This is a genomic window from Paenibacillus thermoaerophilus (assembly GCF_005938195.1).
GTDB lineage: Bacteria > Bacillota > Bacilli > Paenibacillales > Reconciliibacillaceae > Paenibacillus_W > Paenibacillus_W thermoaerophilus.
The window spans coordinates 162,134-180,973 of sequence record NZ_VCQZ01000006.1; the positions used below are offsets into that span (position 1 = coordinate 162,134).

The 18,840-nt window shown below is 60.1% G+C and carries 10 protein-coding genes; all 10 read right to left on the reverse strand.

What is annotated here, in order from left to right; translation table 11 throughout:
- Positions 1 to 23 precede the first annotated feature (23 nt).
- The 10 genes from FE781_RS06580 to FE781_RS06625 all read right to left on the reverse strand — a co-directional run bounded on the left by FE781_RS06580 (position 24) and on the right by FE781_RS06625 (position 18,197).
- Positions 24 to 1,823, reverse strand: a complete 1,800-nt coding sequence (locus FE781_RS06580; protein WP_138788812.1) for a cache domain-containing sensor histidine kinase — start codon at positions 1,821 to 1,823, stop codon at positions 24 to 26.
- Positions 1,820 to 3,403 (reverse strand): response regulator transcription factor, encoded by a 1,584-nt coding sequence (locus FE781_RS06585; RefSeq protein ID WP_138788813.1) that lies wholly within the window; start codon positions 3,401 to 3,403, stop codon positions 1,820 to 1,822. The genes FE781_RS06580 and FE781_RS06585 overlap by 4 nt, the downstream gene beginning before the upstream one ends.
- Positions 3,404 to 3,516: 113 nt before the next feature.
- The gene (locus tag FE781_RS06590; protein WP_138788814.1) at positions 3,517 to 5,016 is read right to left on the reverse strand and encodes an extracellular solute-binding protein; all 1,500 of its coding nucleotides are present in this window, start codon (positions 5,014 to 5,016) and stop codon (positions 3,517 to 3,519) included.
- Positions 5,017 to 5,142: 126 nt separating this feature from the next.
- Entirely contained in the window at positions 5,143 to 6,096 is a 954-nt protein-coding gene (locus tag FE781_RS06595; RefSeq protein ID WP_138788815.1) for a carbohydrate ABC transporter permease, read from the reverse strand.
- The gene (locus FE781_RS06600; protein ID WP_138788816.1) at positions 6,096 to 7,064 is read right to left on the reverse strand and encodes an ABC transporter permease; all 969 of its coding nucleotides are present in this window, start codon (positions 7,062 to 7,064) and stop codon (positions 6,096 to 6,098) included. Before FE781_RS06600 ends, FE781_RS06595 begins: the two co-directional genes overlap by 1 nt.
- A gap of 164 nt (positions 7,065 to 7,228) precedes the next feature.
- Complete coding sequence (locus tag FE781_RS06605; RefSeq protein ID WP_138788817.1) at positions 7,229 to 9,277, reverse strand: ligand-binding sensor domain-containing protein; 2,049 nt, start codon at positions 9,275 to 9,277, stop codon at positions 7,229 to 7,231.
- Positions 9,278 to 9,763: 486 nt separating this feature from the next.
- A complete protein-coding gene (locus FE781_RS06610) occupies positions 9,764 to 14,485 on the reverse strand; it encodes an S-layer homology domain-containing protein (RefSeq protein ID WP_138788818.1) in 4,722 nt (1,573 codons plus the stop codon).
- 203 nt (positions 14,486 to 14,688) lie between these two features.
- On the reverse strand, positions 14,689 to 15,729 hold the full coding sequence (locus FE781_RS06615; RefSeq protein ID WP_138788819.1) for a LacI family DNA-binding transcriptional regulator: 1,041 nt from the start codon (positions 15,727 to 15,729) through the stop codon (positions 14,689 to 14,691).
- Positions 15,730 to 15,846: 117 nt separating this feature from the next.
- A complete protein-coding gene (locus FE781_RS06620; protein WP_170209440.1) occupies positions 15,847 to 17,148 on the reverse strand; it encodes a CapA family protein in 1,302 nt (433 codons plus the stop codon).
- A gap of 98 nt (positions 17,149 to 17,246) precedes the next feature.
- Positions 17,247 to 18,197: an acetylxylan esterase gene (locus FE781_RS06625; RefSeq protein WP_138788821.1), complete on the reverse strand. Its 951-nt coding sequence runs from the start codon at positions 18,195 to 18,197 to the stop codon at positions 17,247 to 17,249.
- Between the last annotated feature and the right edge of the window lie 643 nt (positions 18,198 to 18,840).

Sequence of the window (18,840 nt, forward strand, 5' to 3'; positions counted from 1 at the left end):
TCTTAAGGTTTTGATTTGCGTATTCAAGGAGGGGAAAACAAGGAGTCGGCGCTGCGGATGCGAATCGTGACGCGGGTGAACGCTCCCGGCTCGCTCTCGTAACGGAGTCCGTATTTGTCGCCGTAATACAGGCGCAGCTTCTCCGCCACGTTGCGGATGCCGTAGCCGCCTTCACCGCTTCGCGCGTCGGCCGACAGCCGCTCCAGCCGTTCGGGCGACATGCCGACGCCGTCGTCCGTCACCGTAAAGACGATGTCCTCGCCGTCCGGACGGGCCGTCACGACAATCGTCCCTTGCTTGTCGGGCTTTTCGAGAATGCCGTGCAGAATCGCGTTCTCGACGATCGGCTGCAGGATAAGCTTGACGGTCAGACGCGGCTCAATCGCCGGATCGACGTCGAACTCGTAGCGGATTTTGCCGGAGAACCGCCGGTTTTGGATTTCCAGATACGTGCGCACATGCTCGATCTCGTCGCGGATCGGAATCACATCGCGTCCCCGGCTGAGGCTGAGGCGGAAAAACTTCGCCAGATGCCCGACCACGTCGCTGATGTCGGCGGCTTTATGCTTCATGGCCATCCAATGAATCAGCTCGAGGGTATTGTACAAAAAGTGAGGGTTGATCTGGGCCTGAAGCGCCTGCAGCTCCGCGTTTTTCTTGGCGACTTCGGCCTTGTATTTCTCCTGGATCAGCGTTCGGATATTTTCGCTCATCCGGTTGAAATGGCGCTGCAGCAGGCCGATCTCGTCGGTGCTGTCGATCCGCAGCCGCGTGTCCCACCGTTCCGCTTCGATATTGCCCATGTGCTGGATCAGTTGGCGGATGCGGCGCGTGATGCCCCCCGAGACGCCGATGGCGGTCAGCACGGACAGCACCAGCACGCTTCCGACGACCAGCATCAGGTCGCGGGCCAGCTTTCTGCTCTCGCCGATCACTTCCGTCTCCGGAATGACCGCAAGCAGCCGCCAGTTGGTGCCTTCGACGCTCTTGTAGATGAAGATGGACTCGCCGCCTTCGACCGCGGCGGAGTACGTCCCGGACATTACCCCGCGGATGCGCCGCAGATCGCCGTAACCTTCCAGCGGCTTGCCGATCAGGCTTTTGTCCATAGCCGAGATGACCCGATCGTCCTCGTCGATCAGAAAAACCTGGCCGCTTCGGGTGATGTTGGTCCGCTCGATGATCTCGCTGATGCTTTTCTCGAGGATGTCGATCGACAAGACCCCGGCCGGCTTGCCCGTATAGTCGTCCATCGCGAGCGGCCTCACGCAAGAGATGATGCTCTGCACGCTCCGCGAGTCCATGTAGTTGTACTCGTAAGTCGGCCGGCAATAGATGCTCTGCTGGTTATCCATCATCTGCCGGTACCATTCGGCGTTCTCGATCTCCCGCATATCGAGGATGGAGATGCTTTCCCGCGAATAGATGCCTTGATTGGCGACATACAGGCGGATGCTGTACACTTCCCGGCTCTGCACGGAGCGCAAAATTTCCGTCATCCGCTGGTAATCGTCAATCTGCTCGCCCAGCGGATAATTCGGCGCCCGCTTCCGCAGGATCTCGTTAAGCTGCCCGTTCAGAAACAGGATGCTGGACACGTCCTTCACATTGTTCAGCTTGTAGGCGATAAACGTATTGGCCTGCTCGAACGACTGCCGCGTCGACTCCACGACCCGCCTCTCGACCATCGCCGACGATTTCTGGTAGGCGATCATCGCGATCGTCAGACCGGGCAGCAAAATCATGGACAAAAACGAGATCAGCAGCTTGCGGCTGATGCGCATATTGCCGAAAAACCGAACGAGCCGTTCGAGCGGCGTCATATAAACGGCTCCTCCATCCTGTCCCGGTATTCCGAAGGATTTTCGCCGGTGATCTTGCGGAATACCTTGGAGAAATAATTGGCGTCCTGGTACCCGACCCGGTTGGCGATCTCGTACAGCTTCAGGCTGCGGTCGCGAAGAAGCTGCTTCGCTTTGTCCACGCGCGTCTGCGTAATGAAATCATGAATGGACATGCCGCGTTCTTTCTTGAACAGCAGACACAGATACGTGGGGGTCAAGTAGACGTGTCCCGCGATCGAGCTGATCGAGATGTCCTCCGCATACCGCTGCTGCACGTACCGGATCACCTCGCGGATCACGGATTTGTCCCCGGGCGAGACGCCTTGCATCCCTTCGCGGATAATCTGCAAGCGGCGGGCCATGAATTGGCGGATCGTGTACAGCTCGCCGGACACGAACACCTGCGACCACAGCTCGTCGTTTTCAAACTCCCACATCGCTTCCGGGTACACCTTGGTCATGGAGATGTACCACCGGAACAGCTTCTTCCGCACGGCGTCGATATCCGGAGACGGGTACAGCAGCAGCTCGTTGACCGCCTGGTCGAGCCGTTCCTCCGCCTCGCGGAACTCCTGCCGGCGCAGCGCTTCCTCGAACGCGATAAAATGGTTTTTGTCGAACAGCAGACGGTCGGCCTTATCCTGGAAGGAAAGCTCACGGGACCAGAGCACCGACTGCCAGCCGCGGTAAAAGCGATATTGAAGCGCTCTCATCGCCTGAGCGAAGGATTCCCCGATCTGGGACGGGTGGCCCGCCGGATCGCCGACGCCGGCCGCCCGTTTCGGAGCGCTGCCCGCTCCCGCGCCCCGGCCGACCAGCTTGTTCAGCCAGAGCGCCGCCGGCTCCAGATGCCGCTCGGAATCGAGCGCGGCGCATGCGACGCCGGTGCCGTCGACGATCGCAGTGAAGACGGACAAGCCTTGCCCTTCCGCGGCCGCCGCCGCTTCGTCGCGCCAGCGGTCCCGGTCCGCCGTGTCCGCGAACGCGAATGCGGCGCAGATCCAGATCCCGTCCCGCGGCATACGGGGATGCAGCAGCTCCAGTTGGTCGCGCACCGAAGGCCACTCCGGGTCGGAAGGTCCGTTCAGCGCCAGCAGCCGCCGCATGAGGCGGCTCGACATCTCCGGCTCGCTGCGGTCCCACGAATCCTTCAGCCGTTCCGCGTCCTTCTTCTCCGCCTGCAAGCGGCGAATCTCGTCCCCCGTGCGGGCCAGCAGCTCTTCCAGCTCCGGCAGTTGAACCGGCTTCTCCACGTAATCGACCGCCTGCAGCTTGATGGCGGACTTCAAATACTCGACGTCCGAATAACCGCTCAGGAAAATAATTTTGCAATCCGGCCCCTGCTCCTTGAGCCGTCTGGCCAGCTCCAGCCCGTCCATATGCGGCATCCTCACGTCGCACAGAAGCAAATCGGGACGAAGCTCCGCGAACCGCTCAAGCGCCTGCTTGCCGTCCTCCGCCGTCCCGACTACCTCCATGCCCAGTTCCGCCCAAGATACGTATTCCTTGAGGCCGTCTCTTGTCATCTCCTCGTCGTCCACCAGCATGACCCGTATCAAGTTAAGTCCCTCCCGCCGATTCTATGAAGTCTATTTTCATGGTAGCAAAAATCCCCTTCGCTTGCACTCCGGAGATATTTTCCGGGTGAAGCGAAGGGGTGGCCCTCAGGCAATTATTTTTTCGATTTTGCGTACCATTCGTTGTAAGCCGCCAATACGTCCGAACCGCCTTGGGATTTCCACTGCGCGACGAATTGGTCGTAGCCGGACAAATCTTCGGCGCCCGCAAAAACCTTGATGATGTAGTCGCTCTCCAGCTTGTTCAGCTTCTGCAGATTGTTGCCGACCACGGCCAGCGGCGGCGCCAGCAGCGTCGGATCGCTGACGACGTTCGGCTCGTTGGCTTGAATCTCTTCGAACACCTTGTTCATGACGGGGTCCTTGCGCAGGCGGAGCAGCCAATATTCGGCATACGCTTTGACGTCGGAGCTCGTCATATACCAGTCGGAGTTGCCGCGCAGCTCGTTAAACGCCGGCAGGATCGGCACCATTTTGCCGTTTTCGACCTTGTAGGTGACGCCTTCCTGACCGATGGACATATCTTTGAACAGCTCCGGCTGCACCTTGAGATCCAAGTATTTCATGGCTTCTTCTTTGTTTTTGGAAGACTTCGGAATCGCGATGTACCAGCTTACGCCGCCGCCTTGCTTCCAGTTGGCGCGCTGGCCGTCCTTGCCTTTAAGCGAGTGGATCAACGTGATCTTGGAGCCCGGCATATTTTTCTCAAGCGCCGCCTGCGTGGCCGGAGCGCTTCCCCAGCCGTACGTGATGACGCCGACTTTGCCGGTCGTGAATTTTTGCTGAACCGTCGCCGCCTTGTTGACCGGCCATTCCGGATCGAGCAGCCCTTCCTTGTACAGCTTGTTCATAAAGGCCAGATATTCTTTCATGCCCGGGTCTTCCAGACGGTGAATCAGCTTGCCGTTCGATTCCTCGAAGGAGGTCACGACTCCGAAAGCGCCGGAAATCTCGTGAACCATGCTTTCAAAGCCGGAGAACGGGATAATTCCTTTTTTCTCCTTGATCGCTTTCAGCAGGTTATAGAATTCGTCGATCGTCGTCGGCACCTGCAAGCCCAGCTCGTCGAGCAATTCTTGGCGGATCGCCAGGGAGCTGCCGACGAAGCCGCGCGGATGCTTCTCCGGAATGCCGTAGATTTTGCCGTCGACTTTGGCGTTTTCGAACGTTTCCGGCTCGTTGACAGCCAGCAGCGTTTTGCCGTATTTTTGCAGGAGGTCGTCCAGCGGCTCAAGCGCGCCTTGGGCGGCCAGACGGTTGTATTGGGAACCGCTCAGCTTCAGGATGTCGATCGGTTCTTTGTTCGCCATCAGCAGATTAAGCTTGTCGTCCGTATTCTCAAGCGGGAGCGCCTCGTATTTGACCTTGTAACCGGTTTTCTCCTCCAGGAGCTTGGCGACCGGATCGGCGTTGACGTCGAAGTTCCGGGCGAAGCCCAATTGGCGAAGCTCGGGCTTGGGCCCTTCGGACGCGGCGGGAGCCCCGGAAGGCGATGCGCTGGCGGATGCGCCGCCATCGGAATCGCCCGAGCCGCAAGCGGCCAGCACCGATGCCGTAAGAGCCAGAGCAGTCAACGTTGATACCGTTTTCTTCATTGTCGATTTCCCCCTATGTGAATGATGGCTTCGTAATCACTTTAGCATGCCGAACAGGAGCGGTATTTGTCGCCACGCGCTTCGTTTGTTGTCCAAAGTTGCGGGGATCGTTATTTCGTCATGATATTATCCTTTGACCGATCCGACAAGTACGCCTTTGACAAAATATTTTTGCAGGAACGGATAGACGCACAGAATCGGCACCGTCGCCGTCACGATCGAGGCCGCCTGAACCGCTTCCGGCGTCTGGTTCAGATCGCTGTTGACGTCGATCATGCCCGACATTTTCATAACGTCGTTGGTGGACGCGACCAGCTCTTTCAGGTACAACTGCAGCGGCTTGAGCTCGGGGTCCGTGATATAGATCATCCCGTTGAAATAGCCGTTCCACAAGGTGACCGCGTAGAACAACCCGATCGTCGCCAGAACCGGCAAGGACAAGGGTAATACGATGCTGAACAGGACTCTCAAGTTGGAAGCCCCGTCGAGCTTGGCCGATTCCTCCAGGCTTTCCGGCAGGCTCTCGAAGTAGTTTTTGACGATCAGCATGTTGAACACGCTGATCAACCCGGTAATAAACAACGAGTAAAACGTGTTGACGAGTCCGAGATTTTGCATCAGCAGATAGGTCGGGATGATGCCGCCGTTAAACAGCATCGTGAAAACAAACAGCAGCAGCAGCGACTTCCGCGCGAACAAATCCGGCTTGGAGAGCGGATAGGCGCTTAACACGGTAAGCAGCAAGCTGGACAGCGTACCGACGACGGTCACCAGAATCGTGACCTTAAACGAATTGATAAATTGGCTGTTGCCCAGCACGAGCTTGTAGGTGCCGATCTGGAAATCGATCGGGTATACGGTTACGATTCCCGAGACGACCGCCGCCTCGCCGCTGAACGACTTCGCGATTACGTTGAGGAACGGAAACAGCGTCGCCGCTCCCAACAGGACGAAAAACACGTAGTTTGCCGCGGAGAACAGACGCTCGCCGAACGATTCCTTGATCCGCCGCGGCGCTTGCGGACGAGCTTTGGTTGGCTGCGCCGGCCGGTTCGATCCTGCAGTAGTCGTTTGCGCCATTACCAGATGCTCCTTCCGAGGAATTTTTTGCAAAAAGCGTTGCCCGATACGACCAGCGCGAAGCCGACAACCGATTCGAACAGGCCGACCGCGGTCGAGAAGCTGTAGTCGGATGCGCCGAGACCGATCCGGTACACGTACGTGCCGATGACATCCGCGACGTTGTAGACGACGGGGTTGTACAGCACGAGAATCTGCTCCGTTCCCGCCTCCAGCATATGGCCCAGACGCAGGATCAGCATCAGCACGATCGTGGACGCCATACCCGGCAGCGTGACGTGAAGCATCTGCCTGAACCGGTTGGCGCCGTCCATGCGGGCCGCTTCATACAGTTGCGGGTCGATGGACGTAATCGCCGCCAGGTAGACGATCGTCCCCCAGCCGATTTCTTTCCAGCCTTCGGTGAACACGATCAGGGAACGGAAGATGCCCTGGTCCAGGAAAAACGGAATCGGCCCGATCCCGAACTTGCCGAGAATCGTGTTGACGATGCCGCCGTTCACCGACAGGATATTGACGAACAGGCCGCCGACGATAACCCAGGAGATGAAGTGCGGCAAATAAACGATCGATTGAACCGTCCGTTTGAACACCATGACGCGAAGCTCGTTCATCAGGATCGCCAGCACGATCGGCGCGGGGAACAGAAAGATCAGCTTATAGAGGCTGATCAAGACAGTGTTCGTCAGCACCTGCAAAAATTGATCGTTGTGGACGAGCTTCTCGAAATGCTTGAGTCCGACCCACTCGCTGCCGGAAATCCCGCGGAAAATGCTGAAGTCCTGAAACGCGATGATCAAGCCGTACATGGGCGTATACTTGAACACCAGCAAAAAGATGATGCCGGGTACCAGCATCAAATATAAGTCATAGTCCCTGCGGATCTTCTTCAACGCGCTCGATCCGCCCGCTTTCGCCCCGGGGGCTGCGGTCCTTGCAACGGCTCCCGCCGCGTTGTCGTGTTTCATGCAAGCGCCTTCCTTTCCGATGTCGTAAATTTGGGTTTGTCCGACGGCTTCGTTCTATCGGGCTATATGATTATTGTCCGGCAATCGCGGGTTCGGGCAAATCCGACAATCTTACGATTATCAAGAAAATGTTATGGTTTCGGCAGACGGTTGCAGCCGGGGGCTTATTCGGCGTCATACCGCCAAAGCCGGGAACCGCTAGCGGCGTAGACACGGTTACGGCGGTCCAGGGCGAACAGTTGGACGTTGTCGGCGATCTTCCGGTGGTCCAGCGATTGCGGGTCGATAACGGTCAGCTTGCCGCCCAGATCGGAATAGAGAAGCCCGTCCGCGCCCCATCGCTGGTGCACCGGGCGCCACCGGCCGTAGGCGCCGGTCTCCGGGTACAGCTCCTTGGCCTTGACCACCTGCCGCGTGTCGGGATCGAAGGCGAACACGCCGCCGTTCAGCGCCGCCCAGATCAGCCCGTCCGGCCCCTCCGTCAGTCCGCTGATCATCTCTCGGGCCCCGCCAAAGTCCAGCTCCGGCGTCCAGACATGGATCGTCTTCCGGGTTGCCGGGTCCCACACGAACAGTTTCGCTTCCTTGGCGGCGGGTTTCGAGCCGAGTCCGCCGTGGATCGACGTCGAGCCGTACACGAGCCCGTTCCTCCACAGGAGCCCGGCGACGCTCTGGTTGTTCACGACGTGGCGGTGCACTTCCAGAACCGGCTCCCCTCTGTCCGCGGACGCTTGCGGGTCGTATACGGCCAGCGCTCCGCCGTGCGCGGAATACCCCGGGATCGAGCCGATCAGCAGCTTGCCGCCCCCTTCCGTCACGACAAACGGGCGGTCCTGCTCCTCGTTCAGCTTGAAGATCTCCTCCGGACCGCTGGCGGCCGGAAGCGGCGTCCGCATGTCCCAGGCGCAGATCTCCGCCTTCGGGTACACGCCGAAATAAGCGGTATCGCCGACAAAACCGATCCCTTCCGCCTGGCCGAGAGGGAATGTCGTGAACGTCTCCGTCTTGGGATCGTATTGCGCCCCGAGAATGCCCAGGTAACAACTCATATACAGCTTGCCGTCCGGGCCCGTCTCAAGCGACTGGATCGGGTTGGGCTGGCCCTCCACGAGCCGGCCCAGCGCCTTGCGGCGGCCATTCGCGGGATCGTAGAGCATCACCCTGCCGTCGATCGATATCGTCACCATCGACGCGCCCGGCCAATCCGGCTGATTGCGCACTTCGATCCAGGCCGTCTCGCGGATCGAGTCGTCGAACGGCATCGCCGGGCGTTCCTCCAGCGTCTCGACGTCGATTTCCCACAGCAGCTTGTCCTGCTTGCTCGTATACACTTTGCCGCCGCGCTCGGGCGTCACGGCGAGAAACCCGCGCACGTTCGCGATCGCTTTGTCCATCCACTGCCGTTTGTTCAAGTCGTAGACATGAACCGTAAACGACCCATTGAAAAACGCAAACAGCTTGTTTCCCACGACGGTCAATCCGTATACCGCTCCGAGCCGATCATATTTCCCCGCATAGATGGCGTCGTCGGGTAAGCCCGGCATCTCGATCCGCCGCTTCTCCTTCGTGACCGGGTCGATGATCCAGACGCGCCCGTTCGTCGTGCCGGTTCCCGCGTACAGGCGGCCGCCGTAATACGCGATCGACCGGACGTAGTCCTCCGCGATGCCGTCGTCGTCCGGGTCCGTCCCGTCGTCGACGCGTCCGCCCAGCAAGTCGGCCATCTCCAGCGTCTCCGCGTCTACGCGGAAGACGCGCCCGCCGACCGTCGAGGAATAAATGCCGCCGTAGACATTGCCGGACTCGTCGCTCGTCAGCGCCCAGATCGACTGCGTGCCGGGGATCGGCGAGCCCAGGTTCGTCACGGTCTTGGATGCAGGCGAATAGACGAATAAATTCCCGGCCCCGCCGATCCATACGCGGCCGTCGGCCGTGCGGTGATGGACCGGCACGTAGGAGGTCGCCTCAAGCGGATACGACCCCAGCCGCTTCCCGTTGTCGATATCGATCACGTTAAACCTCGCGCAGTTGCCGGACGAAGCGCTGCCGGATACGGTCGTGTATACGACGTTGGCGCCGTCCTCCACGCCGTAAGCCGCGCTGACCGTCTGCGCGGTCGTCACCGGATGGCCGAGCGGCGTCGGCGGCCCGAAGCGGGGCAAGCCGCTGACGCTCTGAGGTTCGGGCGAAAGACGGTTATGAGACTCGTTCAATGGTGCTCCCCCCTCTTGATTTGCCCGGATTGTATCACGAAGGGGCTTTCCCGTATTTGTCCGGAGCTTCGCTGGCGGTTGTCGGGATATGCTTGGGACTCCCTGGAGAAAAGTGCCTCGCCAACAAAAAAACACAACACGAATTAGTCGCGTTGTGTTCTGCAACGGCAAGTTCCGGCTGCTGGATCAGGGTGCCGCGCGAATGTCCCAGGATTAACATTTTGGGAAGAGTTGCAGCTTTGGGTTATATGTTGACGCCGGATTTCTTTGCTTTTCATCCAAATAGTAGACCGTCCTTTGGATTCCGCTGCCTCCTTCCCCATCAGCCGCTCCTGCAATGGCATCGAAGGCGTTCTTAATGGCTTCTTCGTAAATCGGTTACCGAATCTTGCCCCTATGATCAAAATCTGATGATTGCTGCTTCGACTTTTGAAAATTATAAAAACCCCAGAGACCCTATTTTAGGAACCTCTGGGGTTTACGGTCTCAATCGGCGAGTGCGTTAAACAGCAGTTGGGCGCTCTCCGCGCGGGTCGCTCCCGACAACGGGTCGAAGCGTCCGCCTTCTTTGCCTTCCATCCAGCCCATGGTGGACGCGAGCCGGACGGCTTCCGCCGCCCAACCGCTGATGTCATCCGCATCGGCATAATCGAACGGCACGGCTTCGGCTTCGGGGGCGAGCAGGCCTGCCACGCCCGCGGCGCGGATCAGCATCGCCGCCATCTGCTCGCGTGTGACGGCCGCATCCGGAGCGAATCGACCGTCGGCAACGCCGTCGACGATGCCGGCCTGCGTCGCGGCAGCGACGGCATCGGCGTACCATGCGCCTGCGTCGACATCCGCGTAAGCCGATGTCGCTCCATCCGGCGATGGCCGGATGCCGAGCGCGCGAACCAGCATGGCCGCGAACTGAGCTCGCGTCAGACCGGCCTCCGGCTCGAAGCGGGATGGCGCCGCGCCGTTCACGATCTGACGGGCCGACAGCACCTGAACGGCCTCGTAAGCCCAATGCTCCGGAGCCAGATCGGAGTACGGCTTCCGGTAGTCGATCAACGCGTATTCGCTCAGATGGGACAGCTCCGCATAGATCACGCCGCCCTCTCGGGTTCCCCCGACATACTCCAGCGATCCGTCCGCGGCGACGTAGTAAATGCCCAGCGTCCGGGACCGGTTTCCGGCCGGAATCGGAAACTCGAGACGCAGCGGCTTATCGAACCGGCTCGCTTCGATCCGGCCGCCCGCCCGCAGCTCAAGAGCGAGCGATATGTTGACTAGCGGTCCGGCCGGCAGCAGATCGGCTCCCTCGCTGTGCGCCGACTCGTCAAACCTGCGCTGCGCAGCAGCCGGTTCGACCGGTTTGACGGTCAGCACGATGCGTCCATTCTTGTCGGCCGCATCGCCCCATTGCGTTAACACCTCACGCAGCAGATCGGCTGACAACCCGACCGTGACGCCGTCGGAAGCCGCAATCTTCAAGACGCCGTCGCTGAGCAGTTCCGGCGCATGAAGGGGAAGCGTCACTTCGCTGACGCCTTCTGGAAGTTCCACCCGGGTGCTGCCGTTCCTCGGTGCGAGCTGTTCCTCATCGAGATCCACCCGTTGCGAAGCAGGTGTTGGGGGCGGTGAAGCTTCCGGTGTGGATGCGGGCGCCGGCGTTGGCGACGACGCAGGAGTCGGGTCCGGTGTCGGCGTCGGCGTTGGTGTCGGTGTCGGCGTTGGTGTCGGTGTCGGCGTCGGCGAAGACGCATTGTCGCGCACGATCACCGTAAACGACGTTTGCTCCGACCCGTACGACGCCCGAACCACCGTCGATCCCGCGGCTTGCGCATAGAGGGTGCTTCCCGCGATCCGCACAATCCCGTCTGTCTCGGCTTGAAGCGCCGCATACGGCGTCACGTCGATTTTGACGGGGCCGTATACCGCCTCCGTCACGGCCTCGTAGGTCTCGCCCACCCTCATCTCGACAACCGGCCGAGCCGCAGCGATGCCGCTGTACGGGTGCACGGTTACCGTCGGTCCGGGAACGCTCTCGCTCGTGCCGATTCCGGGAATCGTTGCGCTCATCGAATAGGCGTACGACCCCGCACTCGGAGCCGGAATGCTCACCGTCACCGGTTGATCCCCAGCGCCTGTGGCAACCGCGACGGCTTCGCCACCGGCCATGATACGGATCTCCGCTCCGGCGGCTGCCTTCACCTGCCACTCGACCGTTCCGCCCTCGGGCACGTCAAGCGAAGCTGGACCTTCATAGGTGACGTTCGGCAGTTCGTGCGGGTACGCCAGCGTATGCAGCGTGACGGAATCGTAATAAGCGGTCGTTACCCACGCGTAAGAACATAAGGCCGTAATTCGCAAATACGCCGCGTTGGCCGGAGCTTTCGTGGCGATTTCGACAGGGGCCCATTGGCGCTGCGGAGCCTCCAAGTTCACACTTTTTGTTGAACCCGCGATCTCTTTACCCTGTGCGTCGAAATACCGCACGTTCATGGATGAGCGGCTGCTGCTGAATGGCTTGCCCGTCGCCGGATTGATCGCCGGTGCGCCCAGGAACATCTGCGCGTTCATCACGTATTCGCGGTTCGGCAACACCGGGATGAGTTCCGATTCCAAGCCGACCGTCGCCGATGTGCTGGCATCCGTAATCTTCAGGCTGTAATCGCCGGAATGCTTCTGTTCGGAAGACCGGACGATCGATGCGTACACATTGTCCACCAGAGTGAAATCCGGAGTCGGTTTGTACAAGGACCAACCCAGCGTCGTTCCGTCCGGCCCGACCGGTTCTTCGAAGCTGCCGTTTTTCACCGTCAGGTACGATTTGACAGGCTGCGGCTCCGTAATCGTCAGCGCAACCGGAGCGGAGACGGCGTCGCCGTACCTCGCCTCGATCGTAAGCGTCCCTGCTCCCAGAGCGGTGATCCTGCCGCCTTCGATCGACACCAGCGACGGCTGGGACGGCACGATCGACGCTTGCGCGGTCACATCTTCGTACTTGCCATTCAGCCACGCGTAGACGCTGAACGTCGTAGCCTCCCCGACTTCGATCGCACCGGGCCCCGACAGCGAGATCGACAGCGCGGGCGGCGGTTCCGGCGTATAGCGGAACAGCCGCGTGCCTTTCCCGACAAAGATGCGGTTATCCCGGTCGAGCGTGAACAAGGACACGCCGTCCGCAATTTTCCGCCACTCTAGCGTAACCGGATCGATGACCGTCAGCTTTTCCCCAAGATCCGAATACAGCAGGCCGTCGCTCCCCCATCGCTGGTGAACGGGACGCCATCTGCCGTAGTTCGTCACCTCCGGGTATATATTGCGCGACTTCACGACCTCGCGCGTCTTCGGATCGAACGCGAACACGCCGCCGTTCAAGGCCGCCCAGATCAAACCGTCCGGGCCCAGCGTCAAACCGCTGATCATGCCCCGGGAGCCGCTGAAGCCCGGCAGCTCGGGCGTCCATTCGTACAGCTTCTTGCGGCCGACCGGGTCCCAGACGAACAGCTTCGCCGTCGTCTCGACCGGCTCCATGCCGAGACCGCCGTGAATCGAAGTCGATCCGTAGATCAGCCCGTCTTTATACAGGAGTCCGACGATGCTTTGATTTTGCACGACGTTCCGGTGCACCTCCAGCACCGGCGAACCGGTCTCCACAGACGCCTTCGGATCGTAGATCGACAGCGCGCCGCCATGCTCGGACGTTTTCGGAATCGTACCCAGCAGCAGCTTGCCGTCCCCCTCCGTCACCACGAACGGCCGGTCCTGCATCGCTTGTTCGGGAAGCGAGAACAGATGGACCGGTCCTGTCTCGACGGGCAACGGCGTTTTCATATCCCAGGCGTATATCTCGGCCTTCGGATACAGCCCGAAGTACATCGTATCCCCGACGAAACCGAGACCTTCCGCCTGCGCGAGCGGGAAATTCGCGAATGTCCCCGTCACCGGGTCGTATTGGGCGCCCAGCGTGCCGAGATAGCTGCTCATATAGAGCTTGCCGTCGGGCCCTGCCTCCAGCGCCTGAATGTTGTTCGGCAGACCGTTGACCAGCTTGGGCAAGGCGCGGCTTCGGCCGTTGGCTGGATCGTACAGCACAACCTTGCCGTCGAAGGAAATGCTGACCAACGCCTTCTCGGCGAAATCGGTCTGGTTTTTCACCGTCAACCAAGCGCTGCTGCGGATATTGGCGTCGAAATCCATGACCGGACGCTCTTCCAGCGTCTCCACATCGATCTCCCACAGCTTCTTGTCTTTTTTGCTCGTATAAACTTTACCGTTGTAAGCCGGCGTCACCGCCTGCAATCCCCTCAGATTCGAGATCGCTTTGTCCATCCAACGCTCTTGATCCATGTCGTACACATGCAGCGTGCTGGACCCGTTGAAAAACGCGAACAGTTTATTGCCGACCACTGTCAGGCCGTAGACGAAGCCCAATTTGTCGTAGTGCCCGCCGTAGATCGGATCGTCCTTCGGCCCAGGCATTTGCAGTTGCGTCGATGTCTTCGCGACGGGATCGATCTTCCAGACCCGGCCGTTGGTGGACCCGGTGCCCGCATAGACGTAGCCGTTATAATAGGCGATCGAGCGGATGTAGTTTTCCGCGATACCGTCGTCACCCGGCGCCTGGCCGTTGTCCACGCGGTCGCCCAGCAGATCCGTGATCGCATGGGTCGCCGCATCGACGCGAAAGACGCGTCCTCCGACGGAAGCGGAGTAGATGCCGCCGTAGACGTTGCCGGCTTCGTCCGTCGTCAGGGCCCAGATTGACTCGGTGCCGGGGATCGGCGTTCCGAGTTTCGTTACGGTCCGGGTTGCGGGCGAATAGACGAACAAATTTTTCGAGCCGCCGATAAATACGCGCCCATCGGGAGTCACGACGTGAGTCCATACCTGCGATGTGCCCTCCAGCGGGTACGAGCCCAGCAGTTTCTGGTTGTCGATATCGACGACGTTAAACGTGGCGGGCTCTCCCGACGAAGCGCTGCCGGAGACGGTCGTATAAACCACGTTGGCGCCGTTCTCCATGCCATAGGCGGCATCGATCGTCTGCGTCGTCTGGATCGGCGAGCCCAGATCGGCGGGTTCGCCGAAATACGGCAGCGGCACGGACGCCGCGGCATTCGCGACGGGCCCCGGAGCCGGCGCCAGCAGCCCTCCCCCCAACAAGGCCGCCGACAGCAGCGCCGAAAGCCATTTTCGCAGCGGGCGATTGCGAACCATAAGGTGTTCCCCTTTCAAGATTTTCTTGGAACCGTTTTCTCAAGATGAAGAAAGCGCATTCATTTTTCGGATTATATCATGCCGGATTCATCCCGTATTTGTCCCAAGTTTCGCTGGTGGTTGTCGGGAGTGGCGGACGCAAAATAGAAACCGCCCCGGGCGGCGTCATCCTCACACCTGGGGCGGTTGAAACGGATAAAGCTTTACGAATCGCCGGTGGAACCACGCATCAGCAGCTTCACGGGAATATCGACTCTCGAACGGCCTCCCGAGCGCTCCAGCACCCATTCGTCCGGTTTGTCGTCGATCGCCGAGATGAGCCAGCGGACGGTCAGCTCCGCCTGGTCTTTGTACGGAATATCCATGCTTGTGATCGTCGGGTGGCTGTACCGGGTCATATAGTGGTTGTTCATGCCGACCACCATCATCTGCTCCGGGACGCGCAGGCCGCTGGCGATGCCCGCGTACATCATCGCAAACGCAAGCAAATCGTCGAAGCAGATAATGCCGAACGGACGGCTGTCCCCGGCCAGTTGCAAAAGCCGGCCGACCGTGACGCGAAAATCGCTGGCGTCAGCTCGGACGTACGCGTGCGTCACGGGCCCGGGCAATCCGGCGATACCCTGCAGAAATCCTTCGTACCGGGGCGGATCGCTGGTGTTGGGCTTGTGTTGGCCGACATAAAAAATGCTCCGGCAGCCGCGCTCGTACAAACGGTGCACTGCCTCCTCGACGCCCGACTTGAAGTCGAGATTGACAGTCCCGACCGCGATATCCTCGGGCCAGCTCCAGGCGTTAAACAGCACCATCGGCGTGCCGTCCCGCACGATCTCCCTCGTCGCCTCGGGCGACATCGCCAGACCGTGACAGATAAGCCCGTCTACCCGGCGCTGCAGCAGTCGGTCCAGATGCCTACGCTCCAGTTCGGGGTCGTTCGAGCCGGAGAATACGGACAAGTGATACCCGCGTTCGTGCGCTTCCCGTTCGCAAGCTTCCGCAAATCCGCCGAAATAGCCGCCGAAGGACGGCAGCAGCAGTCCCAGCTCATTCGTGCGCTGGCGGCTCAAGGATGCGGCCATCGCGTTGCGGCGGTAGCCGAGCCGGTCGGCGGCCGCTTCCACCCGGCGGATAATATCCTCCGACAGCGGCACGTTGCGCCGGTTCAGCACATTGGATACGGTTGCCGTCGAGACGCCCGCTTCGCGCGCAACGTCTACGATCGTAATCGACTTCGGTTTTGACATATCGGCAAATCTCCGTAAGTTGTTTAAACGTTTAAATATCAGGATTCTGTAAATTTTACTCCGATTCCCCGAGGCTGTCAAGGGAAGCGCCGGCGAAACGCTTCCCTCCGCTTGCGGCTATCGCTCGGGGAGGCCGTAGGCCAGCTCCGGCATCCACTGCGTCATGTGCTTGCGGTACTCCTCGTATTTGGCCGCGGCCGAAATCCCGCCTTCGAGCTTCGTCTCCTTCGTGAACGGCACGATCCGAAAGTTTTTCCACGCGGAAAACTCGATATAGGTCGGCACGAACCTCGGCTTCTCGACCGTGACGGTCAAACGCCCGTCGGGCCCCAAGCGCCGGACCAGCTCGAGACTCAGAATGCCGCCGAGGCGGCGCTCGAACTTCGCCGCTTCCTGGGCCGCCAGGAAGTTGCCCAGCGAATAGACGACCAGCGCCTGCCCCCCGTCTGGAGTAGGCAGCCACTCGGTTGGCTGGAGCACATGCGCGTGGTGCCCCAGCACGACATGCGCGCCCGAATCGACGGCGAGCTTGGCCAGCGACTTCTGCTCTTCATTCGGCATCGTCTGGTACTCGTTGCCGAAGTGCAGGCTGACGATCACCGCATCGGCCTTGCTCCGGGCAGCCCGGATGTCCGAGGAGATCCGGTCCCGGTCGATCAGGTTGACCAGATGCTCCTTGCCCGCCGGCACCGCAATCCCGTTCGTTCCGTAGGTATAAGCCAGGAACGTCATCGTCATGCCGCGGCGCTCCAGCGTGCAGGAACTGCGTCCCCCCGCTTCGGCCGCCGAACCCGCCGCGCATACGCCTATTTTGTCCCAATATTCGAGCGCGGACAACACGGCGGCTTCGCCTCTGTCCATCGTGTGGTTGTTCGCGGTCGACACGATATCGACGCCGGCCGCCTTCAGCGCGTCCCCGACTTCGTGCGGGCTGTTGAAACGCGGATAATCCGACAGCCCGAGCGCGGTTCCCCCGATGATGCTCTCGGAGTTGGCGAACGTCACGTCGGGTTCTTCGAGCATCGAAGCCACTTCCGCGAACATGGGTTTGAAGTCGTAGGAACCGCCTCCGCCCCGCCGCAGCGCGTCCCGATAAATCGAACCGTGAATCAGCACGTCGCCGACCGCCGCCAGCGATACCCGCGTCTCGGCGGGCGGGAGCGGCGACGGAGACGCCGTTGGCTTGGCCGTCTGGCTGGATGCACCGGCTTCGGCGGACGGCAGGGGGGCAGCGGAGCCTTCCGTTCCGACCGCATGCCCCCTGTCCGGCTCCGCAACGCTCGTACAGCCGGCCAGCGCCAGCATCGCCGCGAATACGGCAACAGACGTTTTCGCCAGCGCCGCGCGCCATCCGAGTCGGCCCTCTTGCCGTTTCGCCGCTCGATTGGCCGTTTGTGAGAACCCCGCGCTTTTTTCCATCGCGCTATCCAGACCCCCTCTGCGGATTGCCTGCCCGAGCCTGAAGGGGCCGGGCGTCTTTATCCGCATCTATGTATATGGCGTGAATGAAGTCCCCGTCAGGACAATCCCGCGAAAAAACGGCACGCCGCCTCCCGGTACCCCGGAGGCGTGGAGTGGCCCATAAACGGATAGGCTTCGATCTCTTTATCCTTGGACGCGATCCGATTGTAAGCGGCGAAGATCGTCTCCGGCATACAGACGAGATCCTTCAGCCCGGCCGTGACCCGGCAGGGAATCGTAATCCGGTGCGCGAGATTCATCACGTCGAAATAGCTTAGCGTGCGAAGGACGGCCTCGTATCGTTCCGGGAATCGGGTTACGTACTCCGCCGCTTCCGTCAGCGATCCGGTCGAATACAAAATGCCGTAATCGATGTGGCACATATTCGGAACGTGCGCGACCGCCGCCCGAATCCGCGGCTCTATTGCCGACGCGACCAGGGCGAGACCGCCTCCTTGGCTGACGCCGACGACAAAGACGCGGCGCTCGTCGATCTCCGGCAGCTGCAACGCCAGGCGGACGGCACGCAGAGCGTCGATGGAGATCGCCCGGTAATAGCATGTCTCGGGATCGAGAATGCCTTGCGTAATCCAGCCCTTCGTCATGCCGGTTTCCTGAGCGAGCGCGTTGCCCGTCTCGCCGCCCTGTCCGCGAACGTCGATCGCCAGCACCGCGTAACCCATCATCGTCCATGCCGCATGATCTTCGGGGTACCCTTTCGAGCCGGTATATCCGTGGAAAAAGACGATGCAAGGCTGTTTTTCGTCGGCCGACGCGTTCGGCGGCAGCATAAACCACGCATGAATCGGCGTGTTCGCCGCTCCGTCATAAATGATCTTGTACACGGGCGCGTTCGGAAAAGGGGATTTGATTTCCTCCCGCGTATACCGAACCTCGCTGCCCGCTTCCCGGTCGACCTTCTCCCAAAATTGTTCCAGATCCGGCTGCGCCGTCAGGTCGGGTTGCAACTGCTTCAACGCCTGGATGCGTTTGTCGATCGCGTTCATATCCTGTCAGACCCTCCTTGGTGTCCTGTCCCGGAAATCAGCCTTGCCGAACTGCCATGATACCGTTTATCTTGTCTATTATATCCTCTCGCAACAGGAAACGGGAGAAAAATTATAAAAGATTCGTGCATTTTTGGACCTTCGCGCAATGCCGCCCCGATCGCCCCCCAACCTGCCGAGCCTGCTGTCCGGCAGCGTTTCAAACCGCGCGGCTCGCCCGACCGCCGACGCCTCGCCCGGTCTGCTGCTCGACTCGGTTAACGATATCATTTATTGCTATCGCCCGAAATTCGTCTGCCGGAAACTAACTTAGCGATACAACATATCACTAACGCTCCCAATTTCTATTTCCCCCCACCCATTTTCTTCCTTTAGTAATATTTGATATAGCTAAAAGTATCCAAATCGGTCCGCACGCGACGGTTTATGATATTTTATACGTTTAAACTCTCGTGGGACCGCCCACGAGATATGGCTGCTGCGGGATAGGCCTGCTTCTATGGGGTACATGCCTGCTTCTATCCCGAAAATAATAGTCGCTAAAAAGCACAAAAAGGCCAACCCACCGTTACATCGCTTCAAATTGGAAAATGATAGGGGATTATGCGGTTTGCTCCCGTTCTTTTACCATAACGTCATATCC